Below are 25,489 nucleotides of genomic sequence, written 5' to 3'. Positions count from 1 at the left end.
AGATATTGTTGCTGCGCAATCGTCATTCATTGCCTTGGCATTGGCTCATCATGATGCAGCTTTTAATAGGCAGCTTGCTTATTACCTTTTGTGCGTATACCTTTCGCATCCCTGTAGAGCAGGTCAGCATTGTTTCCAGCGACCAGCTTGCACTAGACGCGATGTCCGGCATGCCTATGAAAGTAGAAGTGAGCTATCCTGGTCTGGGCAGTGTCTCGATAGAAGATCCCAAAGAGCTGCTTCAGCTTAAAACGATCTTTCAAGAGCTGTTCGCGGCCGGATCAAAAGAGCCTGTAACCAAGCGTTCCAAGTTTGCCATTAGCGGCGTCATGCATTATCTTGATCAGGATCCAAGTTATTTTATCATCGATGCCAAAAGCTTTAGCTTCAATGATGAATACGTTAGCTCCTTAAATATTAGTGCGCAAATTCGCCAGCTGCAGAGCCAGTTTATCGACAAATTGTTAACGGAAGACATGATCGTCGCCGCTTTAAATGAGCCGACAAATTCAGTCGCTTCTCTTGTTGACGGCAAGCTGACGCCATTAGGCCAGTCTGAACGGGTACGTTTAATGAACGACATCAGTATGGCTGGACGCGTAATCGACTTTAGTCCGATTACTCAGCTTGATCATCAGCCTGTTGCCCACTATGTCCTGCAATTAAATGACTCCAGTGACGTAAACAAGCACTGGCTGCACATCGATGCATACGACAGCGGCTACTTCGTCGTATACGATTTGCTGGATGAAACGAATCATCACGCCTATTTTAAACTCGAGACGCTTTCACAAAGTGAAACGCAGCTTTAACGCATAAAGAGCATCAATGTCCGATTTACTGCGACATTGATGCTCTTTTTTTGCAAAAATGAAAGCGCTGTTACAAAACTGATACATTTATTCAATCTTTTTAAGATAATAAATCGTTACAGTTGAGACATGAGCAAAAGAAAGGGCTTTCATGAGGCGATGTTCTTTTCTCTAAACAACTATTCAAAAGGTGGGAATTTACGATGGCAAGAAGAAAAAATAATTCGTCAATCGTTGCAATCGCTGTCATTGCTGTAGTATTAATCGCTGGCTTCTTTCTATACAAAAGCGGCGTGCTTGGCAGCAAGGAAAACAAAAAAATTACGGTCTACTCTATTTTCCAGGAAGAAGATGCACGAAAAATATTGGATCAATTCAAAGCTGAAACCGGAATTGACTATGATATTTTGCGACTGCCAAGCGGCGAGGCTGTAGCTCGCGTGCAAAATGAAGCAGGCAATCCGCAAGCAGACTTTTTAATGGGCGGCCCTGCTGATTCCCATGAAGTATTAAAGCAGGCTGGCGTGCTGGAGGCTTATATTTCGCAAAATGCCGCTGATGTTGCCGCCAACCACAAGGACCCGGAAGGCTATTGGACTGGCTTTTATCTCAATCCAATTGCAATCGGCATAAATGAAGAACGTTGGAAAACGCTATACGGCGACGATCCATATCCGCAAACATTTGAAGAATTGCTGGACGCGAAATTCGAAGGAGAAATCGGCATGTCCGATCCTGCAACATCTGGCACGGCTTATACAGCTGTAGCTTCGCTGGCACAAGTATGGGGCAAGGATAAAATGCTGGAGTATATTGATCAATTGCTGCCTAACTTGAAGGAACGACCAAAGTCTGGTATTGAGCCAATTCAAAAAGCGGCAAATGGTGAATATACAATTGGCATTACGTTCCTTGGAGATCAGCTGAAGATTAAAGCAAAAGGCAATCCAATTGTAAGTATCGTTCCTGAGAACGCTGGCTATGAGGTTGGAGGTCTTTCCATTGTTAAAAATGGTCCAAATACTGAAGCTGCAAAAAAATTGATGGATTTCATGCTTACTGATCAACCAGGCATTATCTATACTTCATCAGCTTATTCCGTATCAGTTAAGGCGAGTGTGCCTATTCCTGATGGCGGCATTGATATTAAGGAAACGAATTACAACGCCAACTACGACTTATGGCAAGCCGCAGCAGATCGTAAAGAGCTGCAGGATGCCTTGAAAGATTTGAAATAAGCTTAAACGCGAAAGGTGGTTAGAGCCCACTATGATGAAAGAGAAAAAAGGTGCAGGCGAGTCGTTTAAACGCTTATTGAAAGATCCATCTTCATTAGTTCTAGTACTGACAAGCTTCATCTTCCTTATTCTGTTTGTTATTTATCCTTTAATCGTTATTGTTTTTACTACAGATGGCAGTGACTGGTCAACCTTCTTCACCAAGCCGCGCTATGGAACGGCTTTGCTGAATACGATCGTCAGTTCCACGCTATCTGCTTTAACGGCAACTGTGTTTGGCTTTATTTATGCATACTCTATTCACTACAGCAACATTAAAGGGAAAAAGTTTTTTAGATTTATCGCCTTTTTGCCGCTGCTTGCTCCATCTGTCATGAGCGGTTTAGCATTTCTGCTGCTTTTTGGCCGAGGCGGCTTTATCTCGCAGTGGCTCCGTTCAAATTTCGGAGTTGAGCTTGATCTGTATGGCTTGCCGGGATTGTGGATCGTACAAACGATCTCCTATTTTCCGCTCGCCTATATGACAATTACAAGTGTGCTGCGCTCCATTTCTCCCAATCTTGAAGTAGCAGCTCAAAACTTGGGAGCGCGCGGCTTCAAATTGTTCAGAACCATTACGCTAAAGCTTGCGTTGCCAGGAGTCGTCAACGCCTTCCTGCTGGTGGCAATCAATTGCTTTGCCGACTTTGGCAATCCTAAGCTAATTGGCGGAAACTATTCTTTGCTGGCAGTAGAAATCTACGGAGAGATCATTAACAATGAGCCTGGATTAGCTTCCGTAATGGGAATTATTCTCGTAATTCCTGCCCTGCTCGTCTTTTGGCTGCAAAATAAAGTGTTGGCGAAAGGCTCATATTCAACCGTAACAGGCAAGCCGGTAGCAGGCTTGAACCGCGTTACAACTTCAAAACGTACAGATTGGCTGTTATTTCTGTTCAACAGCTTGATCTCGCTTATGATTATCGCGATGTTCCTGATCACCATTCTTTATGCGTTTACGCGCAATTTTGGACGCGACAATACGTTTACATTGGATCATTTGCAAAAGGTCGTATTTAGTTCCTCCAGCCCTGCGGTGATGAATTCATTAGTACTCTCGCTGATTAGCGCCTTGTTGGCGGTTGGCCTTGGACTTGTCCTGTCTTATATTATTACACGCAAGCCATTCCCGGGCAAAAAAGCTCTCGACTTTTCAGCTGTGTTGCCAATTGCCCTGCCTGGCACGTTTGTTGGTCTTGCCTTAATTGTTGCTTTCAGTAAAGGTCCTATTATTTTGCAGGGCTCGGCTATTCTCATCGTTATAGCGATGCTGCTCAAGCAAATGCCCGTCAGCTATCGCGGGTTGACGGCAGCATTTAAACAAGTGGATAAATCCATTGAGGAAGCCTCAACGAATCTTGGTGCGAACAGCAACAAAACATTGGGTACGATTGTGTTCCCGATGCTGCAAAAAACGATTGTCGCAAACTTTGTATATGCCTTCATGAAAAATATGAACACACTGAGTACGATTATTTTTCTGATAACTCCTAAATGGGTCGTTGCCGCGGTTTCGATCTTTAATTATGCGGAAACCGGAACGTACTATTGGGCTGCTGCTGTAGCAGTCGGACTTATGGGAGCAACGCTGGGAACGCTGGGGATTATAAAGCTGATTTTCCGCGATAAAGTGAAAATTTTCGATTTCTAATTCTGCTGCTCAGCATGTTAAATATGACGACTCTAGGGAGTGAAGACGATGGCATCGCCACTATTGCTAGACTTAAAAAATGTCAATAAAATATTTGGTCAAAATCATGTTCTAAAAGATATTAATTTGCAAATTGAAAAAGGAAAGTTCATTACCTTTCTCGGGCCGAGCGGTTGCGGCAAAACGACCCTGCTGCGCTCAATTGCCGGATTTTACACAATTGACAGCGGCGATATTTTTATCGCAGGCAATCGCGTCAACGAGCTGCCGCCGTATAAGCGCGGAACGCCAATGGTATTTCAAGAGTACGCGCTGTTTCCGCATATGACCGTCTTTAACAACGTCGCCTACGGCCTCGACATTCAAAAACGTCCTGAGGACGAAATTCAGGAGCGAGTATCCGCAGCTCTAGCTAAAGTGAAGCTGACAGGACTGGAGGAACGTTACCCGCATGAAATGTCAGGCGGACAGCAGCAGCGTGTCGCAATGGCTCGCGCACTAGTAATGAATTCACCAATAATTTTGCTGGATGAGCCGCTGAGCAACCTGGATGCAAAGCTGCGCGAGGAAGTTCGAGTTGAGCTGCGAACCATTCAACAAGAGCTAGGATTAACAGTAATCTATGTTACTCACGATCAGCTGGAGGCACTATCGATGTCCGATGAAATTGTTGTGTTCAACAAAGGAGTCATTGATCAGCATGGCACGCCGCATGAGATATACTACAAGCCGCGTACCCAGTATGTCGCTGATTTCATCGGGACAACTAACTTTATCCCTGTTGAAGTTGTCCGTATCGAAGGCAGCCGCATTACCGTCAAATATGGCAAAGCCGGACGTACGGTTACCGTTGAAAGCGACTTGTCACTTAAGATTGGTGAACAGATCATGCTTAGCGTTCGACCAGAGTCGTTGCGCATCAACGAGCAGGCTAATGAGCACGATTTTGTCATCCAAGCTTATGTTTCCCACTCTACCTTTTTAGGGGAGAAGGAACGCTATTTTGCAGTAGATAAGGATACTGCCGACTGGGTTCCGCAATGGATTATTGATGCTTACGATATTGGAGCGACTCGCTATAGAGGCAGCATTCAAATTAGTGCCGCGCCTGATAAACTGCATCTGATTAACAAATGATCGCTTAACGTTATCCAGATTGTTACAACTCTTCATTGGCTCTGTAAGCCGCTTTCTGGACAGTTGCTTTCTGTTATGCTATTGTTCAATACGAAATCGGCTTAACAACAGCTCAAAGAGGTGAGAAGATGCGTAATCTCAAACGATGGCTCGGGCTTTTTATCTTTATTATTGCAGGCGTGTTCGGCTGGTTGTTTTTACATGATCGCCCCAATCAGACGCAGCCGCTTAAAGTGCTTGTTGTTTTTCAAGAGGATGAAGCGCGCATATTGCTGGAAAAGTTTAAGCAGCAACAAAACCAGCCATATGAGATTATGCGCATGGCTAGTGGCGAAGCCAGCTATCAACTGCTTACCATGAACCAGACCGGAATTGATGTTGTGCTGGGGGGCCCTGCCGATCTTCATGAGCAGCTTAAGCTGAATAATAAACTGCTAAAATATGCTCCGAAAAATAGCGAGCTAATTCCTGACGCATATAAGGACCCGGATAAATATTGGACGGGAATGTATACTGGACCTCTGGCGATTGGCGTCAATAAAGAAGCCTGGCAGCAAGATCCTGAGCTTGTCTCGCTTTCGTATCCGCAAACGTATGAAGATTTGCTTAAACCGCAATTGCAAGGGAAGCTGGACATTCCCAATCCTGAAACCTCGGGGACAGGCTATACGCTGTTGGCATCGCTTGAGCAGGAGCGTGGAACAGAAGCTGCCCTTTCCCTTATGCACCAGCTAAAGCAGCATAGCTCGGCTGTTCATTTCTCTGGCATTACTGCCGCTCAACGGCTTGCAATGGGCGAAGCAACGGTTGCGATCTCCTTCCTTGGAGATCAGCTGCGCTTCGCAAATTCAGGCTACAGCATCCATTCGATCGTCCCATCTCATGCAGGCTGGGAAATCGGTGCAGTGTCGATACTAAAAACAAGTAATAACCGTAGTGCTGCAAAGAAGCTCGTTGATTTCATGCTGTCTAACGATGCGCAAATTTACTATATGAATACCGCATTTTCGATTCCAGCGCAGTCGAATATTGAGCTTAACGATACGTTGAGAAGTGTAGATATGGGGCAATTATTGGAGAGCTATCGTTTTGATCTGGCCGCAGCACGACGCAGCGAGCTGCTGACAAGCTGGAAAGAAAAAAACAAGCCCTAGGGCGCGTCTGAAAACCCGCTCAGCGGCCCCTTTCACCGCCTTTTCGCCCCCTGCTTCGTTCCATTTGCTTGACGTACGCCCGGTACGCCTTCCCAAACGCGCCTTGCATGGAACGAAAATTCGGCAAAATGGGCTGGCCTCGGAGTTCTCAGACACGCCCTAAGAAAATGATACTCCAAGCGACCAGAAAAACATAAAAAGGAAAACATTGCGAGCTGAGCGTCGAGCAGTCTCGCTGTTTTCCTTTTCTTTTAACCAGTTCCTTTACTTGCTTTTCATTTCGGCATGCTTTATTGTACCTTCAGCTCGGCCAGCTCAACCTGCCGCGCCTGTACGCGGAGCTGCTCAGTTCGCACTTTAAGCATTTGCGCCTGCTGATCGCTCATTGCCGTTCGCTGCCATTTGATGCTGTCTGCAACGGGAGAGGTTAGCGGCTCTGTCTCGCTCGTAATCAGCACAAATTGGTAGTTTAGTGATTGAAAATAAGCAATGATTTGCGGCAATGCGTCAACAGTCGCTTGATGCGTCGCGCTGTCATGCATTAGCACGATCATCCGCTCTCTCAGCTTCGCTTCCTTCACATTAGCGATAATCTCCTCCGATGTTACCTTGCTCGATCTGGAGTCGCCGCTGTCCACATTCCAGTCAAATACGAGATAGCCCGCATCCGTCAAAGCCTTCATATAGCTGGCATCTAAATTGCCGTAGCTTCCACCGGGCGCACGAAACAGCGGCGTGACTACTCCTGTTGCGTCGTAGATCGCTTTATTCGCGTTCAGCACCTGGTCGACAAAGTTTTGCGGAGAACGATACAACTCGTCATAACGATGATTGTAAGTATGATTGCCAATGCTGTGCCCTTCCTCTACAACGCGCTCCGCCAGCTTTGGAAGCTTCTCGACCTTTTCTCCCAGCACGAAAAAGGTAGCCTTTATGTCTGCTTCAGCTAACATATCCAATATCGTTGCGGTTAGCTGACTTGGACCATCGTCAAACGTTAAATAAACCTTACCTGCATAATGATGATCCAGCTCGCCCTCGTTTTCACTTGGCTCCGTGGAAGGCTGGCCTCCGTCCGGCTGCGCGGCAAGCTGCTTCCTCAACTGCTCGCATTGCTCCAAAATCTTTTCGGTAGAGGCGCCTGGCTCGGCTTGCTGCGACTGCTGAATGCAGTACATCATATGTCCAATTCCGATATAGCTTTTTGATTTTTCTGTTTGCTGTTTGGACAAATTAGCCGCTTGCTTTGCCAACATGAACGGTTTGCCCTTGCTCCCCTGCCATATTGCCGCAAGCTGAAGCGGATAATCATTTACCTGCCCACCTTCAATTGCCAAAACCGTTTGACCCGCAGGCATAATTTCATATACCGACTGAATCGCCCATAGAAATGCCATAACAACGCCTGCAATGAAGATGAACAACAGCGCTAGCCGACCGCCACTAACCTTCCGTCTCACTGCCTCTCCTCCCGTCTCGTTCATTCCATTCAATATATGAGACGTGTGAAGGACACATGTATGTTTCAATTATTGAGAAAAAGTTTTTACAGCGCTCCGGAGCAATGCATCCTCCAGTCGCTTTTTAAATCGCAATGCTCTTATTTGAATTTTTAAGGTCGCATTACGATGTTAAAGGCGACGCACTTCGTTTTTCAGCGCTCCGGAGCAATGCATCCTACAGTCGCTTTTTAAATCGCAATGCTCTTATTTGAATTTTTAAGGTCGCATTACGATGTTAAAGGCGACACACTTTCGTTTTTCGGATGCATTGCTCCTCCGCTGGTGCTTTTTTGAGGGCAGGACCAAGAAGCTTGGATGAAACAGAAGCAAGGAGCGCAGCGTAGCAAAAGCTACCGCAGGCTCCCGATTAATGCTATATTCGCCACCGACAAGCTACAACGCAACCACATCGTCATCAAAGTCGAGCTTTTTGAACCGCCTCTTCCAATGAAAGTTCAAAATGTTCGGCTTTCAGGACCAAGAAGATGGCACGATACTAGAAAGCGAGGAGCGCAGCGTAGGCAATAAGCTACGTGAGCACCGCAGCTTTCGGTAGCGTGACATATTCGACGCCGAATACGCTACAACGCAAAACCGCGTCATCAAAGTCGGACATTTTGAACTACCCTTCCAATGAAAGTTCAAAATGTTCGGCTTTCAGGACCAAGAAGATGGCATGAAGCTAGGGAATGAGGAGCGCAGCGTACGGTTTTTGGTACGTGAGCACCGCAGGCTCCCGATGAATGCTATATTCGCCGCCGAATACGCTACAACGCAAAACCGCGTCATCAAAGTCGAGCTTTTTGAACAACCTCTTCCAATGAAAGTTCAAAATGTTCGGCTTTCAGGACCAAGAAGCTTGGACGCTAGTAGAAAATGAGGAGCGCAGCGTAGGCAATAAGCTACGTGAGCACCGGAATTTTCGCTAGCGTTCAAGATTCGCCGCCGACTAAGCTACAACGCAAAACCGCGTCATCAAAGTCGAGCTTTTTGAACCACCTCTTCCAATGAAAGTTCAAAATGTTCGGCTTTCAGGACCAAGAAGATGGCACGATACTAGAAAGCGAGGAGCGCAGCGTAGGCAAAAGCTACGTGAGCACCGCAGCTTTCGGTAGCGTGACATATTCGACGCCGAATACGCTACAACGCAAAACCGCGTCATCAAAGCCGGACATTTTGAACTACCTCTAAAACGGCTTGAGCGTGTCCTTTTACTTTTACCCTATCCCACCGCTCCAGCAGCTTCCCTTTTTCATCAATCAGGAAGGTCGAGCGCACAATTCCCATATATTCGCGGCCGTACAGCTTCTTCAGCTGCCATACGCCGTATTTCTCGCACACCTTATGATGCTCGTCCGTCAGCAGTACATAGGGCAGATTTTGCTTGGCAATAAAATTGCGATGCGATTTTTCGCTGTCCATGCTAATCCCGACAACTTCAACGCCGAGCTGCTGCAGCTCGCTATAAATATCACGCAAGTCGCACGCCTCCTGCGTACATGCAGGCGTCATATCCTTCGGATAAAAAAACAGCACGATCTTTTTGCCCAACTGCTCCTTTAGCGACCATTTTGTGCCGTCTGAGGCAGGCAAGGTAAACATCGGCACCTTTTGGCCTATTTCCAGGCTCATTTAAATTCCTCCTTGCGATCTCCATCTTAAACTACTTACTAACAACATCCTCTTAAAGCAACTCCTTTTATCATAGCAGAATACGAACAGACCTGAGAGGTGCTAACGCATTGCAATCCGTTACAAAAAACTGAACAAATGGTGTTGACTTTCTGGGTCAATCCAGCAAAATAAACTGTAATTAAAGCGAATTGAGGCGAGACGAATGAATGACAAATTTTTTACGCTCGACAAGCAAAAGCAGGATCGTATGATCAATGCTGCCTTAAAAATATTTGCACTGCGCGGCTACAAGCTGGCAAATACAAATGATATTTCGGCGGCAGCGTCTATTTCCAAAGGACTGTTGTTTCATTATTTCGGCAATAAGAAGAAATTATATCTCTACCTCTATCGCCATAGTGTAGCCTTCGTTAAGGAGCAAATGCGCGCCCAAATGGACCTGAGCGAAACAGATTTTTTCCTCCTGATGATGAACGCCCAGCAAATTAAAACGAACATTATGAACAGCTACCCTTACATCTTTTCTTTCTTGCTTAAAGCTTATTATGAACAGGATGCTGCCGTTGTCGATGACATCGCTTCTTATAATGTGCAGACGCTGGACGATAACACCGCGCTAATTTTGCAAAAAGCTGATCGCTCCAAATTCAGAGATGACGTAACATTAGAGCAAGCTCTTAAGCTCGTCGTTTGGTGCGCTGAAGGGTTTATGAGGACTAAGCTGCATCAAGAGCACTTTGATGTGGAAGAAATGAATCGCGAATTTTTACAGTGTCTGCAGCTGCTTAAACGAAGCTTTTACAAGGATGAATAAGCAAAAATCCTCCAGAACGCATTATTGCTGGGACTCTAATGACAGACAGCCATTGGAGCAGCAAGGGCCTGGAGGATTTTTTACGTGGAGCTAATTGCTCGCGAATTTAAAAGCTAGTTGCTCGCTGACATGACAGCTGGAAGCTTAACTTACGAGCCTGCGCCGCGATAACGCTTGACGCCGCGATTCCAGATCGTCAAGCCAATGCTGAACACGATCAAGCCCATTACAGGCGTAAGCAGCGCCAGCCTTGAAATATCATCTTCCTTCGGCTCCAGAAAATAAGAGGCTGGAATAATGCCAACGAAAGCAAATGGCAGCAGCCAGGTTAACACAAAGCGAATCAGCTTATTGTAAATGTTGACGGGATAACGTCCGTAGTTTTGAATGTTGTACATAAGCGGCACGATCCCCGTCGGTGAATCCGAGTAAAACGACAAAGCGCTGAGCGCCGTATAAATGCCGCCATATATAAACACGGCGCCGATGACCAATACAACAAAGACGAGTACATCGACAGCATGAAGCGCTAGCCCCATATCCATCCAGCAAACCGCCATCACAATCATACCGACAAATGAGCCGAACAGCGACGGTGGATCAATATTTTCCAGCAGCACCTGATACAAGCTATGCGCCGGACGCGTCAGCACGCGATCCATCTCGCCCTTGACGATGTAGCGCTCGCCGAAATTCCAGATGTTGAAAAATGTGCTGAATACACCGTACGGCACCATAAAAAAGCCATAAACAAAAATAACTTCAGATTGCGACCAGCCGCCGAGAAGCGGAGTATGCTGAAACACAATTAAAATAAACACCAAATTCATTCCCTGCTGCAGCAGGTCAGAAAATACTTCGATCCAGAAATCTGCGCGATAGGTCATGCGGCTTTTCACATAATTTTTCAAATACTCCAGCATTAAATTCATGTATCGCATGTCGCTTAACCTCCCTGCACAAACAGACGCTGTCTAGCCGCACGCCACATGATGAGAATTGGAACCAGCAGCACCAGCAGCCATGCCAGCTGGATTAAAAACACTTCTCCGGCCTCGGACATCGGCGTTCGGCCTGTAAAAATGGCACTTGGCAAATACGTAATGGCTTGAAACGGCAGCCAGCTCATAATCGCGGACAGCCAGCCCGGAAAGAAGGCAATCGGGATAATGACACCCGAAAACAGATCGACCATGACGCGCTTCATCCGCATCAGCCCTTCGTTATTTTCTACAAAAAATGCAAACAAGCCCGTAATAATATTAATTTGCGAATTAATAAGAAAGCTGAATACGAGCATGGCTAAATAGGTCAGCCACACAACCGGGTCCGTTGGCAAATCAACCGGGAAAATTAAACAGACAATCGCCAGCCCTGGTATCATAAACAGAAGAAAGCGGAACAGCCCCTCGCCAAAGCCCTGCATCAGCTTGACGACCAAATAGTTGTACGGACGGATCATTTGAATCGCCACACTGCCGTCCCGAATTTCATTGGCGATGTCCCGGTCCAAATTGTTAAAGTAAAAGGCGCGCGCCATCCAGGAAATCGCCAAATACGTCGTCATCTGATCAATCGAGAAGCCAGCTAGTGTATCCTGAGCGCCATAAATGGCTTTCCACAAAAAGTAGTAGGCGCCAATATTAATTGCATAAATAATGATGCCCGAATAATAATTAACGCGATAAGCCAGCATCATTAAGAAGCGCATGCGTATAAAATCAATATAGGCAGACATCATGATAGTACAGACTCCTTTTCTCCCGCTTGCTGCGCTTCAGCCTGCGGCTGCTCAGTCTGACCGCCGCCAGCATCAGCAGAGCCTGTCTGATAGATGCCGCGCACAATATCATCTGTGTTCGTCTCAAAAATTTTAATATCGCGGATATTCGCTCCGCCAACGACGACACCCATTGCCTCCGAGAAATTAACCTCATGCGGCACAAACAGCTTGGCCGTATACTCGTTCTCCCGCGTCCATGACACATTTAAGCGATGCGTAAGCTGCTCCAGTCGGCTTACCGACATCGACTCGCCAAATTGGAACTGAATCTCCCTCCCCTTGCTCCACGTCGTTTTCAGCTCCTCCAGCCCTCCATCATAAATGATCGAGCCGTCATCGAGCATTATGACGCGTGAGCATAGTGCTTCGATATCCTGCAAATCATGCGTTGTCAGCAATATCGTTGTGCCTTCCTGGCGATTCATTTCCAGCAAAAAGTCGCGAATTTCGGTTTTTACTACAATGTCCAGGCCAATCGTTGGCTCGTCCAAAAAGACAATCGCAGGGTTGTGCAGCAAGGAAGCGACCAGCTCACAGCGCATGCGCTGGCCCAGGCTAAGCTTGCGTACAGGGCGATTAAGCAGCTCGCCAAGCTGCAGACGCTCAACCAGTTGATCCAGCCTTCTATTAAAATCGTTTAGCGGAACATTATACACCTTGCGCAGCAAATGAAACGACTCGATCACCCCGATATCCCACCATAACTGAGAGCGTTGGCCGAATACGACGCCAATCCCTTTCACAAATTTTTCGCGATCGCGATGCGGTACATAGCCGTTTACCTTCAGCTCGCCAGAGGTCGGCACGAGAATGCCTGTCAGCATTTTAATCGTGGTCGATTTTCCCGCACCATTTTCACCGATATAGCCGCAAATTTCACCTTGCGGAATTTGGAAGGTAATATCATTGACCGCCGTAACCTCGGTATATTCGCGTTTGAACAAATCCTTGAACGCACCGCCTAAGCCCGCACGGTTTTTTTGTACTTTGAATTGCTTTCTCAAATCTTTAACATCTATCGCTAGCATATGACAATGTTAGCTCCTTTCTGGTCGACATTTCCTGGGAAATATACTGTGATTTACGAAAAACTTGCAACAACTTGTCTGTAGCCTTTATAATTTGATGATATGTAATCATACAAAACTTCTAGCAGTACGTAAATGAAATCATGTATGTTTATTTTGGATTTTTATCATGAATTAGTTTACCATAAAAGCATGCGATGAGGTTGTTTATGATGCATAAACACTACTTAGAGTTTCAATGTGAAAGGGGACCATACACGCAATGCGTACAGGGTCAAAGAAACGTAAAACAAAGTGGATCGTAACAACAATAATAGTAGTAGTCGCTTTAATTGTCGGTGCAGTTATTTATTGGGGTGCTGGCGTTATCGGAGAACTGGATGGTTTGGAGAAAGAGCAGGGACAATCGCCAATCAATCCTGTTGAGCCGGAAATTGAGGTTGAAATTCCGACATGGGAAGGCAAGGAACGAGTCAACATCTTGCTGCTTGGCGGCGATGCTCGCGAAGCCGAGGAAAATGAGCTTGCACGCTCAGACTCGATGATTGTTGCTTCCATTGATCCGGTCACTAAGCAGGCTCATTTGTTCAGCATACTGCGCGACACCTATACAGAAATCGAAGGCTATGGACAAGGACGGATCAATACTGCTATTACGCTGGGCGGCGCACCGCTAGCTATGCAGACGATCGGCAACCTGCTTGGCCTGGAAATTCAGTATTATGTATATACAGATTTCGAAGGATTTAAAGCGCTCGTCGATGCGATTGGCGGAGTTTATTATACAGTCGAGAAAGATATGAAATATACCGATAACGCCGATAAAAATCGCTACGACATTGATTTGAAGGCAGGCTATCAATTGCTGGATGGCGATAAGGCATTGCAGTATGTCCGTTTCCGCCATGATAAGCTGAGCGACTATACGCGTACAGAGCGTCAACGCAATTTCTTGATGACGGTAGCCAAGGAGCTGCAATCTACCTGGAATATTATTCGGATGAAGGAAATCGTAGGCAAAGTATCGCCTTACATCGATACGAATATTAGCGTACCGGATATGCTGAAGCTGGGCCAGCTTGGACTTGGATTGAAAATTGGCGACAGCGCGCAAATCCCTCCATTCGAGCTATTGCGTGAAACAACGGTAGGCGGCGCCTCTGTAATCAGTTATACCAACGAGGAGGATTTGCAAAATTACGTGCAGGAGGTGCTGACGGCGACACCTGAGTCAACTGAAACACCTGGCACTGACTCCGGTACTGGTAACGGATCAGGTAACGGATCAGGTACTGGTAATGGATCAGGTACTGGCAATGGCTCTGGTACTGGCAATGGCTCTGGTACGGAAGCAAGCACGAATTCATCCGCCAATACGAATAAGGCTGGGAATTTGTCCGAGAGCCATGCAGCAGCACAATGATATGCACTAAAAAATCGTGCAATATGTTACACTAAGAGCAGAGATGCTCGAACTAAAAGAGATAAAGCAGGGGCGTCCATCGCCTCCTGCTTTTATTTTTGCATGCATATTTGTTACATAAAGGAGATATTCGCAATGTCAGAACAAAGATTACGTTCAGCCCAGCTTTATGAGGAGGCGCTGCAGCATATTGTCGGCGGTGTAAACTCCCCTTCCCGCTCATTCAAGGCGGTTGGCGGCGGAGCACCCGTGTTTATGGATCGCGCCGAAGGAGCTTATTTCTATGATGTGGACGGCAATCAATACATTGATTATTTGGCGGCATACGGTCCAATTATAACAGGACACGCGCATCCCCATATTACGGAAGCAATTGTCGCCGCAGCAAGCAAAGGGACGTTGTTCGGCACGCCGACCGAGCTGGAAATCAAGCTCGCCAAAATGCTGAAGCAAGCCATTCCTTCAATGGACAAGGTTCGCTTTGTCAATTCAGGCACAGAAGCGGTGATGACGACCATTCGCGTTGCGCGCGCTTATACAGGACGCAACAAAATTATTAAATTTGCAGGCTGCTACCACGGCCATTCTGATCTCGTGCTCGTTGCCGCTGGCTCTGGACCTTCGACGCTCGGGATTCCAGACAGCGCCGGCATTCCAACAAGCATTGCGCATGAAGTCATTACGGTGCCGTACAATGACGTTCCAGCTTTGGAAGAGGCTCTGCAAGCATGGGGAGCCGAAACAGCGGCAGTAATGATTGAGCCGATTGTCGGCAACTTTGGTATGGTCATGCCGCACCCGGGCTATTTGGAGGCTGTATGCAAGCTTGCACGCCAGGCTGGGGCGCTTGTTATCTATGATGAGGTCATTAGCGGCTTCCGCTTCCATTACGGCTCTACACAAACGTATGCGGCCTTTCCCGATCATGCGGCGATTGAGCCTGACTTGACGGCTTTGGGCAAAATTATCGGCGGCGGTTTGCCGATTGGCGCGTATGGCGGCCGCAAGGAAATTATGGAGAAGGTTGCTCCGCTTGGACCTGCTTATCAGGCTGGTACGATGGCTGGCAATCCGGCTTCAATTTCTGCGGGCATCGCCTGCCTTGAGGTGCTGCAGACGCCGGGCATTTACGAGGAAATGGAGCGGCTGGCCAGCAAGCTGAAGCATGGCTTGCTTGAAGCAGCCAAGCGAAATGGGATCGCATTAACAATCAACCAAATTCGCGGCTCGCTATCCACTCATTTCTGTGACCACGAGGTTACAAATTACGAGCAAGCGCAGGATACGGATGGTGAACTGTTTGGCCGCTTCTTTAAAGGGATGCTCGCGGAAGGCATTAACCTCGCACCATCCAAATACGAAGCATGGTTTTTAACGATCGCGCATACAGAAGCGGACATTGACCGCACAATAGAAGCAGCACACAAAGTGATGAAGTCACTGTAACGGCTGCTGATGTGCTTTCTTGCTGAGATTGCAGTAGTGCTGTGAAGATATGGCAGCGATTGCTGCGGTGCTTGTGAAGAAATCGTGACGATAACAGGCATGCTATCGCAACGCAGACTGTGACAATTGCAACTGCAATCTTTCTCTTCAGCTGGTATGCTGGAATCAAGTTCATGGATTATTCAATAAGGAGCTGCTCGGCATGAATATTCAATATTTACATCCTTCCGATCAAATCGTGATGATGATGGAGCGCATTTACAGCTACGGCATGACCACTACCTCTGGCGGCAATCTGTCTATCGTGGATGAAAATGGCGATATGTGGATTACACCCGCCAGCGTCGACAAGGGCGAGCTTACAAGACAGGATATTGTATGCGTAAAGGCTGATGGCAGCATTATTGGCAAGCATCGGCCATCGAGCGAGTATCCTTTTCACAAGCTCATTTATGAAACACGGCCGGATCTGAAAGCTGTTGTACATGCCCATCCGCCAGCACTCGTCGCCTTCAGCATCGTGCGGCAAATTCCAAATGTGGCGCTGCTGCCGCATGACTATCGTGTTTGCGGCACAGTCGGCATGGCTAAGTATGGCTTGCCTGGCAGCATGGAGCTCGGCAACAACATCGCTGATGTATTCGCCAGCGGCATCAATACCGTAATGCTGGAAAACCACGGCGTCGTTGTGGCAGGCGAAACGCTGTTTCAGGCGTTTCAGCGCTTTGAAACGCTGGAGTACTGCGCAAGGCTGGAAATTAATGCGCGCCGCATCGGAACACCGACAGAGCTCATTTCTGAAGTGGACATTGTCGCGGTTGAGCCGGAGCTGGAAACCTTTACGCCTCATATGATCAGCAGCGAGGAGCGCGAGGTGCGTCGTGAAATGTGCAAGCTGATTCACCGATCCTACGAGCAGCAGCTGTTTACGAGCACGCAGGGCACCTTCTCGCAGCGATTGTCGGACGGTTCGATTATTACAACACCATATAATATGGATCGCAAATATTTGCAGCCCGCCGATTTAGTGCGGATCAAGGATGGAAAACGAGAAGCTGGCAAAAAGCCAAGCCGCTCGATCAAGCTGCAGCAGGCGATTTATGAGGCCCAGCCGCATATTCGCTCCATCATACTGGCGCACCCGCCGAACATAATGGCCTTTGCGATTACGAGCGAAGTGTTTGACTCGCGGATTATTCCCGAAAGCTATATCTTACTGCGCGATATTCCAAAGGTAGCGCATGATGATCTGTATACGAAGGAAGCTGAGGTCGCCAAGCTGCTCACACCGCAAACACCGATCGTAATCGGCCAAAACTGCTGTGCAATCGTGACCGGCTCCAGCATTCTCAATGCCTTTGACCGGCTCGTGGTTGCAGAATACAGTGCCATGGCTGTCATTTCAACAAAGGCGCTCGGCAGTATCATCCATATGGAGCCAGCTAGAATAGAGGAAATCGATATCGCCTTTAAGCTAAAGTAGTGCTGCCAACCATAACAAAAAGGAGCAAGCTTGAACGCGCACCTTCACGTGCATTTCAAGCTTGCTCCTGCAATTAAAGTTTATACTCTGAAGTATGATGCCTTCTCTAGCAACTCACTAGACTTCGCCCGCAGCTCGTCGGTAGACGCAGCGATTTCTTCCATAATCGCTGCCTGCTGCTGCGAAGTATCATATACGCTTTGTGCGCCTTCTCGTATGCTTTCAGCAACCTGGGCTACCTTGCTCGTCTGCTCGCGAGATTCTTCAGCTTGCTTTGCTTGAGCAGCAAGCAGAGCAGCCATTTTTTCTACGGTTACTGCTACAGTTGTTGCTTCTTCCTTGACCTGATGGAACGCTTTAGCAAAGCGCTCGCCGTTTTCCGCTTCCTGGCTGGAAAGCTCATATTGTGCCGTAATCGACTGAACCGCAGCCAATACGCCTTGCTGCACCTGCTCGATCAGATGGCGAATTTCGTCAACCGCCTGGCCGCTGCTGTCGGCTAGCGACTTCACTTCCTGGGCAACGACGACAAAGCCTCTGCCTTCCTCACCCGCGCGCGCAGCCTCAATGGCCGCATTTAATGCCAGCAAATGCGTCTGGTCGGCGATTCCTCCCACCACGCTTGATATATTGCCGATTTCCTCAGCAATCTGGCTTAGCTGCTGGATGGTTTCAAGCGAGTCTCTATTCAACTGTTCAAGCTGGCGCATCCCGTCAACAAGTGAGCGGAATACTTCCTCGCTTTGGGTTGCAGCCATATTCATATGCTCTGTACGCTGCTTCGCCTCGCTTGCTTCCTCCTGCATATGCAGCGCTGATTGGTACAGCTCGTCGGCAGTGCTGTGCAGCATGCTGGTAGAGCTTGCCTGCATCGAGGTTCCCGATGTAATTTGTTCGGATTGCATTGCAAGGCCTTCAAGCTGAATGGCCGTCTGATTAACCGCGCCTTGCAACTCCTGCACATGCTTGTCCGTTAAGGATGAATTGGATTTAATGCTGTTAACGATCGTGCGAAAGCGTGACAGCATGCCATTGACTGCCTCTGCCAGCTGATACATTTCATCTCGTGTATGTACTTCTACTGATTCCACCTTCAAATTGCCTGTAGCTGCCTCGGATACCGTTGAGGTCACCTTTAGCAATGGCTTAAGCATCCATTTGGTCGCGATAAAACCGAATAGTCCCGTCCAGAACACCCCTAGCACCAATGTCCCGACTACAAAAAGCCATGTAGGGATGCTAGAGAATAGATCCATCTTCCCTAGCACCAACAAAAAGAACGCACTTGTCGCATACGTAATCAATGATGCTACCGTAATCCCGAGCACCATTTTTCTCACGATGCTTTTGCGAATACCCATATCCTTGCCCCTTCCCCTCAACTACAATCTTGTTATGCCAATCTCTATTGGTTTGACTTGCGGAGCTCCTGAAGCAATTCTTGATGTATATGACCATTGGTAGCAACGACATTGCGAACCTCTAGCTGATAAGGCGAGCCTTCGATATCTGTAATCGTGCCGCCAGCCTCTTGTAAAATTAAAGAGCCAGCCGCCAAATCCCAGCTATTAAGATTATATTCCCAGAAGCCGGTCAAGCGGCCCGCCGCCAAATGCGCCAAATGCAGCGCTGCCGAGCCTGCTGCTCGAATATTGCGCACCTTGGGAGCGAGATGCACCATGCTTTGCAAATTAAGCGGCAGCGCATAGCTTGGATCTGCCGGAAAGCCGGAAGCTAGCAAGCTTTGCTCCAGCGTCTGCTCCTTCGATACTGCAAGGCGCTTGCCGTGAACATAGGCGCCCTTGCCCTTTTCGGCTACAAACAGCTCATCCGAGATTGGATCGTAAATTACGCCAACGATAACCTCGCCCTTATGCGCCAGCGCAATAGATACGCAGAAAAACGGAAAACCATGGACAAAATTCGTCGTCCCGTCAATCGGATCAACGATCCACAAATATTCGGCATCCTTGGCAGCTGCTATTGCCTGAGAAGAAGCCGCTGCGCCAGGCTCTACCCCTTCCTCGCCGAGAAATGCATGATTGGGAAAATGCGTGCTAATTAATTTGCGAATTAATCGCTCTGAGCCTCTATCTATTTCCGTTACAAGGTCGGCGACAGAAACTTTTAAATGTGGCTGCTCAACAGTTCCCAGCTTCGTCTTCACCCACTCGCCTGCTTTTGCAGCGCAATTGATCGCAACAGCAGTGAAGCTTTTGCTGCCCACAATTGAGGATGGATTTTCCTCCTTCACGCTCTATCACCCTTTCTTCCAAATAGTACAGCTTGTCTGCATGCTGCATGTCTCTTTTCATATTAGTATAAATCTTTCCAGGCATCAAACATTGTTTCAAGGCTGCAAGCAAATTTTATTAAGCTTACCCAGCATTTTAAAACGTTTACATTTTGTTGCAGGGCAAATTGTGCTGTTTCGCACAGTCTACAGCTCAATTGCCGCATCATTCAAAATCTTAATATGAGGCATATTGCCTGCTGCCGCTGCTTTCAGCTCCTTCATTAGCTGAAATACAGCAAAATCCTTTGCCTTGGCCTCCAGCATGCAGTCGATTGCCTGTGCATGCCCCTTCGCCTGCTCAAGAAATCGCAGCAGCGGCTCCAGCTCGACATAGTCGGCATGGCCGCGTGGATCACTCGCGCTTTTCGGGCTTGATGCGTGGATTTTTATCGGCAGCTGAGCTTCCTTCAGCTTCAGCCGCTCGCGCTCTCTTGTCCATGTCGCGACGATGCGCGGCCAATATTCGTCAAGCAGTTGCCGCTCCGTAATACCGCCATCGTTAACCGCATAATGATGAATATCAAGCACCATCGGCACGCCTGCCGCTTCTGCTGCCGCCAGCGTTTCCGCAACATTGAACGTTTTATCGTCATTTTCCAGTGTGACGCGCTGCTTCAGCCGTGCAGGCAACGCACCGAATTGACGGATAAAGCGCTCTGCCGCAGCTGGCTTGTCGCCATAGGCCCCGCCCATATGAATATTGCATTTGCTCCGTTCATCAAGCCCCATCGCTTCCAGCATCGTCACATGGTACTCCAGATCCTTGATCGAATTGCGCAGCACTTCTTCTCTCGGCGTGCTGAACACGCAGAAATGATCGGGATGAAGCGAAACGCGCAGCTGCTTTTCCTTGACATACTGCCCAATCGACTGAAAATGATCAGCCAGCCGCAAATAAGGATTCCAACCCTCCAGCGCAGCATGTGTAGCTAGTGGAATTAGCTTGGACGAAAAGCGATACAGCTTGATGTGATGGGCATCGCAATGCTTCAGCAGACGCAGCGTATTATGCAAATTCGTTGCTGCTATTTGCTCCAGCCGCGCGACAGCAGCTTCCCGATCAGCCAGCTTGGAAAAGCTGGCATAGGTCATCGTTCTGGAAGGCGACGCTTGCTCCAGCTCAAGACTCATGGCGACAAAGCCAAAACGAATGATAGTCATCTATTGCTCTCCAAAAAACATTTCATAAGCAAGTGCGGTTTGAACACGTGCTTCCTCCTCCGTCAGCTTGCGCACAAGCTCCATTTCAACCTGAGTAATTTCTTCACCTTGAAAATTAATTTCGGCAATCGAAGCGGAGATGCGAACAATCGCAATCGCTTCATTCGCAGGCGTATAGGCGATTACCTTTTGTCCTGTCGGGTAAACGCGAAATCCTTTCTTTACCATCTTGCCCTTTCCGTACTCTAACAATTCATACAGCTCTTGCTCGGATTTGAATTTGCATACAGAGTTGAATTCCGTTTGAAATCCCATCGTTCATCCCTCTCGATCCTCACTAGTTTAGTAACACCGACTTGAGCATAAATGCCAAGTATAGATCTTGTATAGTATACCTTAATCTGCCTGGATGTTTCCATATGAAGCACGAAAAGCCATGCGACGACGTTTGCCAGAAACGTCCACATGGCTTGAAAAAATATAAACACGCACTTGAAATGAAGCTGTTCGTTACAGCACCTGCAGCAGCTGTTTCGCCAGTCGGTCGGAGGAATGGAATTCCTCGACGGCAGACAGCTCATTGGCAAGCTTGCTCATGCGCCGTACTGAATTCTCAACTCTGGCAAATGCTCGCGCACCAGCCCGGCGCATATGGTGCAAGCCGCGTACGCCATCTTCATCAGTGCCAGTCATCAGAATGCCAATTGCATAGCAGCCCATCGTAACCGCAACCGACTCAAAAAAGCAATCCAGCTTATGCGCTTCCTGCTCGTCCGATCGGCAATATTTCACATAGTAGCTGCGATCATCACTGGTCAGACATACCGGCTCATCAGTCGAAGCAACCATCACCGTGCCTGGCCGCAAATTATCGCCGTCGGCTGCTTCCTTGACTCCCATTGTACAGTTGGCCTTAAGCTGCTCTACGAGCAGTCTGGAGTTGCCGTATGGCGCTTGGTGCGAAAGCAGAACAGGCGGACAGTTGCTTGGCAAATTGCTTAGCAGCTGAACAATTTCCGCAGTTCCATGAGTGGAGGCGCCAATTGCAATAACCTTGCTTCTTCGTGATGCAGCCTTGCGGAATGGATGTCGATCCCGCCTCAGGCGCTCCGACTTGCCAATCTGCATAGCCATCGTCAGCAGCTTAGCGGTAAACCTTTGTACCTCTGCATAGGTTGCAGACTTTGGCTTGGCGATAAAATCGATAGCTCCCGCTTGCAGCGCCGCTCCCTTCAGCTCTTCATTAACCGACATGGCAATGATAGGAACATTGGTCAGGCTCAAATGCTTTCGGATCAAGTCAATGCCGCTTAAAAAAGGCAGCTCATGCGCACAAATGATTACGTCGGGCCTGTACTTGTTAACTTTGTGCAGCGCATCAAATGGATCACAAGCGGAGGGCAGCAGCTGCAGCTGTGGCTCCTGAACTAATCGCTTCATCAGCATCTCACGAAAAACGATTGAATAATCGATAAGCAGCATTCGAATCGGCATACTCATCTTGCACCTCTTCCACGTTTGCATATTCAAGGGTGTAAAGAACAATACATTATTGTTACAATATGTATAAGGATCACCCTCATTATAATCGTAAATACGATTATACACAATATGTAAAAGCTGTTTGGTGCATGACAATTAAGGGGATTTGAGGTGAACGCATGCAGGACATTAAAGCAAGAATTAGATGGCTGCGCAAGCAGCATGGCTTAACGATGGCGCAATTTGCAAAAAGCATTCAAGTTTCTCCGGGCAATGTTGGGGATTGGGAGTCCGAGAAACGCCCTTCTGTTCCTGGTGCGCAAGCTTTAATCCAGATCGCCAAAACCTACGATGTATCCATTGACTGGCTCCTGATGGGAGCGGCCTCTCAGCCCGCTGTGAGCAATCAAAGCTACAGCGCCTATATCAAGCCGGAATATGCTGCTCATCCTGAGCTGTACCAGCAGCTGACTGAGCTTGCGCTTACGATGACTGAGGAGGAGCTGCTAAGGCTGATTCACAGCATTCAACAGCATGAGGATTATCGGATTGGATAACAGTAAAGGTAGTTCAAAAATCCGACTTTGATGACGAAGTAATTGCGCTGTAGCTCAGTCGACGGCGAATCTTGAACGCTACCGAAAGCTTATGCTTCCGATGTATGTTTCCTGCAGAAACATTGGAGGTGCTCACGTAGCTTTTGCTCTACGCTGCGCTCCTCGCTTTCTAGTATCGTCCAAGCTTCTTGGTCCTGAAAGCCCAGCATTTGAGCTTTTACTTGAAGAGGAGGCTCATTTGCTGGGCTTTATTTGAAGTAAGATGCATATGCTGTACTTTGATGACGATATGATTGCATTGGATACTTAGTCAACGTGAGCTACTGCAAGTCACCGGTAAAATTGATCTTCTGCTTGTCAGCATGACGGGCAAAGCCCAAATTGATAAGCTCATCCAGTAATTCCTTATAGCTCAAGCCTGTTTCGCGCCATAGCAGCGGATACATGCTAAACGGCGTAAAGCCAGGCATGGTGTTGGCTTCGTTAATGAACCATTTCCCCGAAGTTCGCTCCAGGAAGAAGTCAACGCGAGACAAGCCGGAGCCGTCAATCGCCAGAAAGGCCGTTGTGGCCATTTCTCTGACCTCATTCATTTGCTGCTCGCTTAGCTCGGCAGGAATAGCCATTTGAGATTTTCCGTCGATATACTTCGCTTTATAATCATAAAAATCGTTAGAAGATATAATTTCTCCAGCAACTGATGCTTTCGGCTCATCATTGCCGAGCACAGCCACTTCAATTTCACGACCATCAATAAATTCCTCGATAATGACCTTGCGATCAAAGCGAAAAGCGTAATCAATCGCCTTGATCAGCTCCTGACGGTTGCTAGCTTTGGAAACACCGACGCTTGAGCCAAGATTGGCCGGCTTGACGAAGCATGGGTAGCCAAGCGCTATTTCGCATTCCATCAAATAATATTCCTGCTGCTTGCTCCATTGTGCTTTGGTAAAGTAGCGGAATACGCATTGCGGCAAGCCTGCGTCGGCAAATGCCTTTTTCATAAATACTTTATCCATGCCAACGGACGAGGCAAGCACGCCAGCACCGACATACGGAATATTTGCCATTTCAAACAAGCCCTGAATTGTACCGTCCTCGCCAAATGTACCGTGCAGCAGCGGAAACATCACGTCGATTCTTTCGTCGTGCTCAATGCCGTCCAACGCGGCAAACACCGAAAAAAGCGCGGCGTGTGTCGAGCCGTTCGCAAGGGCCAGATCGGCCTCAAGACGCAGTTGCTCAGCTGCCTTGGGCGGCTCTACCATCGTCGGGCCTGAAAGCCACTGCCCTTGCTTTGTTACATAGAATGGCTTAATTTCGTATTTGCTATAATCAAATTCCTTGGATACAGCGAATGCAGTTGACAGCGATACTTCATGCTCGCCGGATTTGCCGCCGTATACAAGGCCCACCTTAATTTTACTTCCCATTTACTTGTCCTCCGCCGCTTTCATTTTTCACATTGATGCGTAATGCTTTTGGTTGCGATAAATGAATGATAGATACGAGGTCGGTTTACATAAAGTCGCTAATATGAAAGAAGCGATAACGCGTATTCGGTGTCCATGCATAGGAATCCTGGTAATCCCAGAAGCGATGCCTGCTCGCATTCGTATTGGCGTTGACGAGCGGTTGACCCTTGCTGTCGAACGCAGTAACGATGGTCGTATGCTGAAAGCTGTTGTTGCCGTTCCAATCGTAGACAATAATATCTCCCAGCTCAAGCTGATCGGCAGCATTAACTTCAACTGCACGAAGCCCCGAGCTGCGCGTTTTGGAAAGAAAAGCTGCCAGTGAGCGAGACACTGCCCAGCTATAGCTCCACCATTCCTTGCCCTTTGGCCCTCTGCCCTTGTACCACCATCCATTATCTCTTCTATTAGTATAGAGCATAGGCGCTTCGCCTGCAAAGAGACATTGTGAAACGTAATTGGTGCAATTCGCTTCAAATTCCTCGTAATTCGGATTTGGCTTATTCCACCACGCATCGGCATAGGCGACGGCCTGCTCGCGGCGATAACGGTTGGTTGCTCTTATGTAGCGGAATTGAGACATGAGCTCGGGATTTAGATAAGGACGGGCGATAGCCGGCTCTTCCTCCACTGCCTCTTGATCTGCTGCAGTCCAATCCTGCACAACTCCTCCATGACGCGGCTTTCGTTCTGGCACAATAGGCTCAACACGGGAAATTTTCCACTCCTCGTGGTCCTTGATCAGCCATAGCCGCTCTTGATCGAGCCGCTCTTCCGTATACTGCTTGCCATCCTGAGAAATTTTTCTCGTTAAATGATATTTCACATTTAAAACGACTTCCTGCTCCAAATCATTAATGCTTACAATTTCCGCTTTCAATTCACTGCCCGCAACATGCGCTCCGCGGTACAGATCGCGCTCGCGCAGCCGCTGCAGCCGTTCGTCAACCCGCTCATTATGCAGTTGATCAAGCGTATATTCGTTCAAACGCTGGCTGTGCTGATCGATTTCCGCTTGATTGTATCGTGTAATGTACTGCTCGAATACAGGCTTCCAATGACTTTTTTTATCCTTGTGCGCCATGGTGGCGAGCGGTGTAAGTGACGCCTTGATTACGGCTTTCTCCTCGGGCTCTTTGCGCTGCTTGGCACTTTTCTTCGTGCTGCCGCCTGATTGCAGGCCACTCTGCTGCTTGCTTGCCAGCATTACTGAGCGTTGCACACCATGAATGACGGCTTGCTTGCCTTTTGTTCTTTTCCTTCTTCGCTTCACATTTACCGTGGATCTGCTCATTCTATCCCTCCTTAAACTTTTCCTTGTGACCGCTTGCCAATCTTAACCGCACATAGCCGTAAATCGGATGTATTGCCTG

The 25,489-nt window shown here is 47.9% G+C and carries 22 protein-coding genes; 10 read left to right on the top strand and 12 right to left on the bottom strand.

All coding sequences use genetic code 11. The annotated features are described in order from the left end of the window. Nucleotides 1–8: 8 nt before the first annotated feature. The 5 genes from KJS52_RS22585 to KJS52_RS22565 all read left to right on the top strand — a co-directional run bounded on the left by KJS52_RS22585 (nt 9) and on the right by KJS52_RS22565 (nt 6,031). On the top strand, nt 9–812 hold the full coding sequence (locus tag KJS52_RS22585; RefSeq protein ID WP_213519564.1) for a DUF3919 family protein: 804 nt from the start codon (nt 9–11) through the stop codon (nt 810–812). Between the two features lie 203 nt (nt 813–1,015). Then, nucleotides 1,016–2,050, top strand: a complete 1,035-nt coding sequence (locus tag KJS52_RS22580) for an ABC transporter substrate-binding protein (RefSeq protein ID WP_213519563.1) — start codon at nt 1,016–1,018, stop codon at nt 2,048–2,050. 34 nt (nt 2,051–2,084) lie between these two features. Then, a complete protein-coding gene (locus KJS52_RS22575; RefSeq protein WP_213519562.1) occupies nt 2,085–3,740 on the top strand; it encodes an ABC transporter permease in 1,656 nt (551 codons plus the stop codon). A gap of 48 nt (nt 3,741–3,788) precedes the next feature. Then, a complete protein-coding gene (locus KJS52_RS22570) occupies nt 3,789–4,877 on the top strand; it encodes an ABC transporter ATP-binding protein (protein WP_213519561.1) in 1,089 nt (362 codons plus the stop codon). 128 nt (nt 4,878–5,005) lie between these two features. Next, complete coding sequence (locus tag KJS52_RS22565) at nt 5,006–6,031, top strand: extracellular solute-binding protein (protein WP_213519560.1); 1,026 nt, start codon at nt 5,006–5,008, stop codon at nt 6,029–6,031. A 290-nt stretch (nt 6,032–6,321) separates the two neighbouring features. On the opposite strand, the gene KJS52_RS22560 is transcribed toward KJS52_RS22565, so the two are convergent. Then, nucleotides 6,322–7,491, bottom strand: a complete 1,170-nt coding sequence (locus tag KJS52_RS22560; protein ID WP_213519559.1) for a polysaccharide deacetylase family protein — start codon at nt 7,489–7,491, stop codon at nt 6,322–6,324. Nucleotides 7,492–8,694: 1,203 nt separating this feature from the next. Then, complete coding sequence (gene bcp / locus KJS52_RS22555) at nt 8,695–9,165, bottom strand: thioredoxin-dependent thiol peroxidase (protein ID WP_213519558.1); 471 nt, start codon at nt 9,163–9,165, stop codon at nt 8,695–8,697. A 205-nt stretch (nt 9,166–9,370) separates the two neighbouring features. Here bcp and KJS52_RS22550 point away from each other — a divergent pair, with 205 nt between their 5' ends. Next, nucleotides 9,371–9,982, top strand: a complete 612-nt coding sequence (locus tag KJS52_RS22550) for a TetR/AcrR family transcriptional regulator (RefSeq protein ID WP_213519557.1) — start codon at nt 9,371–9,373, stop codon at nt 9,980–9,982. A gap of 149 nt (nt 9,983–10,131) precedes the next feature. On the opposite strand, the gene KJS52_RS22545 is transcribed toward KJS52_RS22550, so the two are convergent. Genes KJS52_RS22545 through KJS52_RS22535 form a run of 3 tightly spaced genes read right to left on the bottom strand, consistent with a single transcriptional unit; the run spans nt 10,132 to nt 12,793 of the window. Next, on the bottom strand, nt 10,132–10,923 hold the full coding sequence (locus tag KJS52_RS22545; RefSeq protein ID WP_213519556.1) for an ABC transporter permease: 792 nt from the start codon (nt 10,921–10,923) through the stop codon (nt 10,132–10,134). 5 nt (nt 10,924–10,928) lie between these two features. Continuing rightward, nucleotides 10,929–11,723 (bottom strand): ABC transporter permease, encoded by a 795-nt coding sequence (locus KJS52_RS22540; RefSeq protein ID WP_213519555.1) that lies wholly within the window; start codon nt 11,721–11,723, stop codon nt 10,929–10,931. Then, a complete protein-coding gene (locus KJS52_RS22535) occupies nt 11,720–12,793 on the bottom strand; it encodes an ABC transporter ATP-binding protein (RefSeq protein ID WP_213519554.1) in 1,074 nt (357 codons plus the stop codon). Before KJS52_RS22535 ends, KJS52_RS22540 begins: the two co-directional genes overlap by 4 nt. Nucleotides 12,794–13,055: 262 nt before the next feature. Between KJS52_RS22535 and KJS52_RS22530 the strand changes: the two genes are divergently transcribed. From KJS52_RS22530 to KJS52_RS22520, 3 genes are all read left to right on the top strand, one after another. Beyond that, the gene (locus KJS52_RS22530; protein WP_213519553.1) at nt 13,056–14,216 is read left to right on the top strand and encodes an LCP family protein; all 1,161 of its coding nucleotides are present in this window, start codon (nt 13,056–13,058) and stop codon (nt 14,214–14,216) included. Between the two features lie 135 nt (nt 14,217–14,351). Next, nucleotides 14,352–15,662 carry a glutamate-1-semialdehyde 2,1-aminomutase gene (locus KJS52_RS22525; protein WP_213519552.1) on the top strand — a complete coding sequence of 437 codons (1,311 nt, stop codon included), beginning with the start codon at nt 14,352–14,354 and terminating at the stop codon, nt 15,660–15,662. A 202-nt stretch (nt 15,663–15,864) separates the two neighbouring features. Beyond that, nucleotides 15,865–17,145, top strand: a complete 1,281-nt coding sequence (locus tag KJS52_RS22520) for a class II aldolase/adducin family protein (protein WP_213519551.1) — start codon at nt 15,865–15,867, stop codon at nt 17,143–17,145. Between the two features lie 80 nt (nt 17,146–17,225). Here KJS52_RS22520 and KJS52_RS22515 read toward each other — a convergent pair whose 3' ends face one another. The 5 genes from KJS52_RS22515 to KJS52_RS22495 form a co-directional block, all read right to left on the bottom strand. Then, entirely contained in the window at nt 17,226–18,506 is a 1,281-nt protein-coding gene (locus tag KJS52_RS22515) for a methyl-accepting chemotaxis protein (RefSeq protein ID WP_213519550.1), read from the bottom strand. A gap of 44 nt (nt 18,507–18,550) precedes the next feature. Beyond that, nucleotides 18,551–19,399 carry an inositol monophosphatase family protein gene (locus tag KJS52_RS22510; protein WP_213519549.1) on the bottom strand — a complete coding sequence of 283 codons (849 nt, stop codon included), beginning with the start codon at nt 19,397–19,399 and terminating at the stop codon, nt 18,551–18,553. A gap of 186 nt (nt 19,400–19,585) precedes the next feature. Further along, nucleotides 19,586–20,602, bottom strand: a complete 1,017-nt coding sequence (gene uvsE, locus KJS52_RS22505; protein ID WP_213519548.1) for a UV DNA damage repair endonuclease UvsE — start codon at nt 20,600–20,602, stop codon at nt 19,586–19,588. Then, nucleotides 20,603–20,917 (bottom strand): hypothetical protein, encoded by a 315-nt coding sequence (locus KJS52_RS22500; protein ID WP_213519547.1) that lies wholly within the window; start codon nt 20,915–20,917, stop codon nt 20,603–20,605. Between the two features lie 195 nt (nt 20,918–21,112). Continuing rightward, a complete protein-coding gene (locus KJS52_RS22495) occupies nt 21,113–22,102 on the bottom strand; it encodes a chemotaxis protein CheB (RefSeq protein ID WP_213519546.1) in 990 nt (329 codons plus the stop codon). Between the two features lie 161 nt (nt 22,103–22,263). Here KJS52_RS22495 and KJS52_RS22490 point away from each other — a divergent pair, with 161 nt between their 5' ends. Then, nucleotides 22,264–22,641: a helix-turn-helix domain-containing protein gene (locus tag KJS52_RS22490; protein ID WP_213519545.1), complete on the top strand. Its 378-nt coding sequence runs from the start codon at nt 22,264–22,266 to the stop codon at nt 22,639–22,641. Nucleotides 22,642–22,961: 320 nt separating this feature from the next. Here the strand turns inward: KJS52_RS22490 and KJS52_RS22485 are convergent, their stop codons facing one another. Together KJS52_RS22485 and KJS52_RS22480 are read right to left on the bottom strand one after the other, a co-directional pair. Beyond that, complete coding sequence (locus KJS52_RS22485; RefSeq protein ID WP_213519544.1) at nt 22,962–24,074, bottom strand: D-alanine--D-alanine ligase; 1,113 nt, start codon at nt 24,072–24,074, stop codon at nt 22,962–22,964. 85 nt (nt 24,075–24,159) lie between these two features. Then, entirely contained in the window at nt 24,160–25,410 is a 1,251-nt protein-coding gene (locus tag KJS52_RS22480) for an amidase domain-containing protein (protein ID WP_213519543.1), read from the bottom strand. Nucleotides 25,411–25,489: the final 79 nt, after the last annotated feature.

It is taken from the genome of Paenibacillus montaniterrae (genome assembly GCF_018403185.1).
GTDB classification, from domain to species: domain Bacteria; phylum Bacillota; class Bacilli; order Paenibacillales; family Paenibacillaceae; genus Pristimantibacillus; species Pristimantibacillus montaniterrae.
The sequence above is the reverse complement of the archived record's forward strand: the minus strand, read 5'-3'. Positions and strand labels throughout refer to the sequence as shown.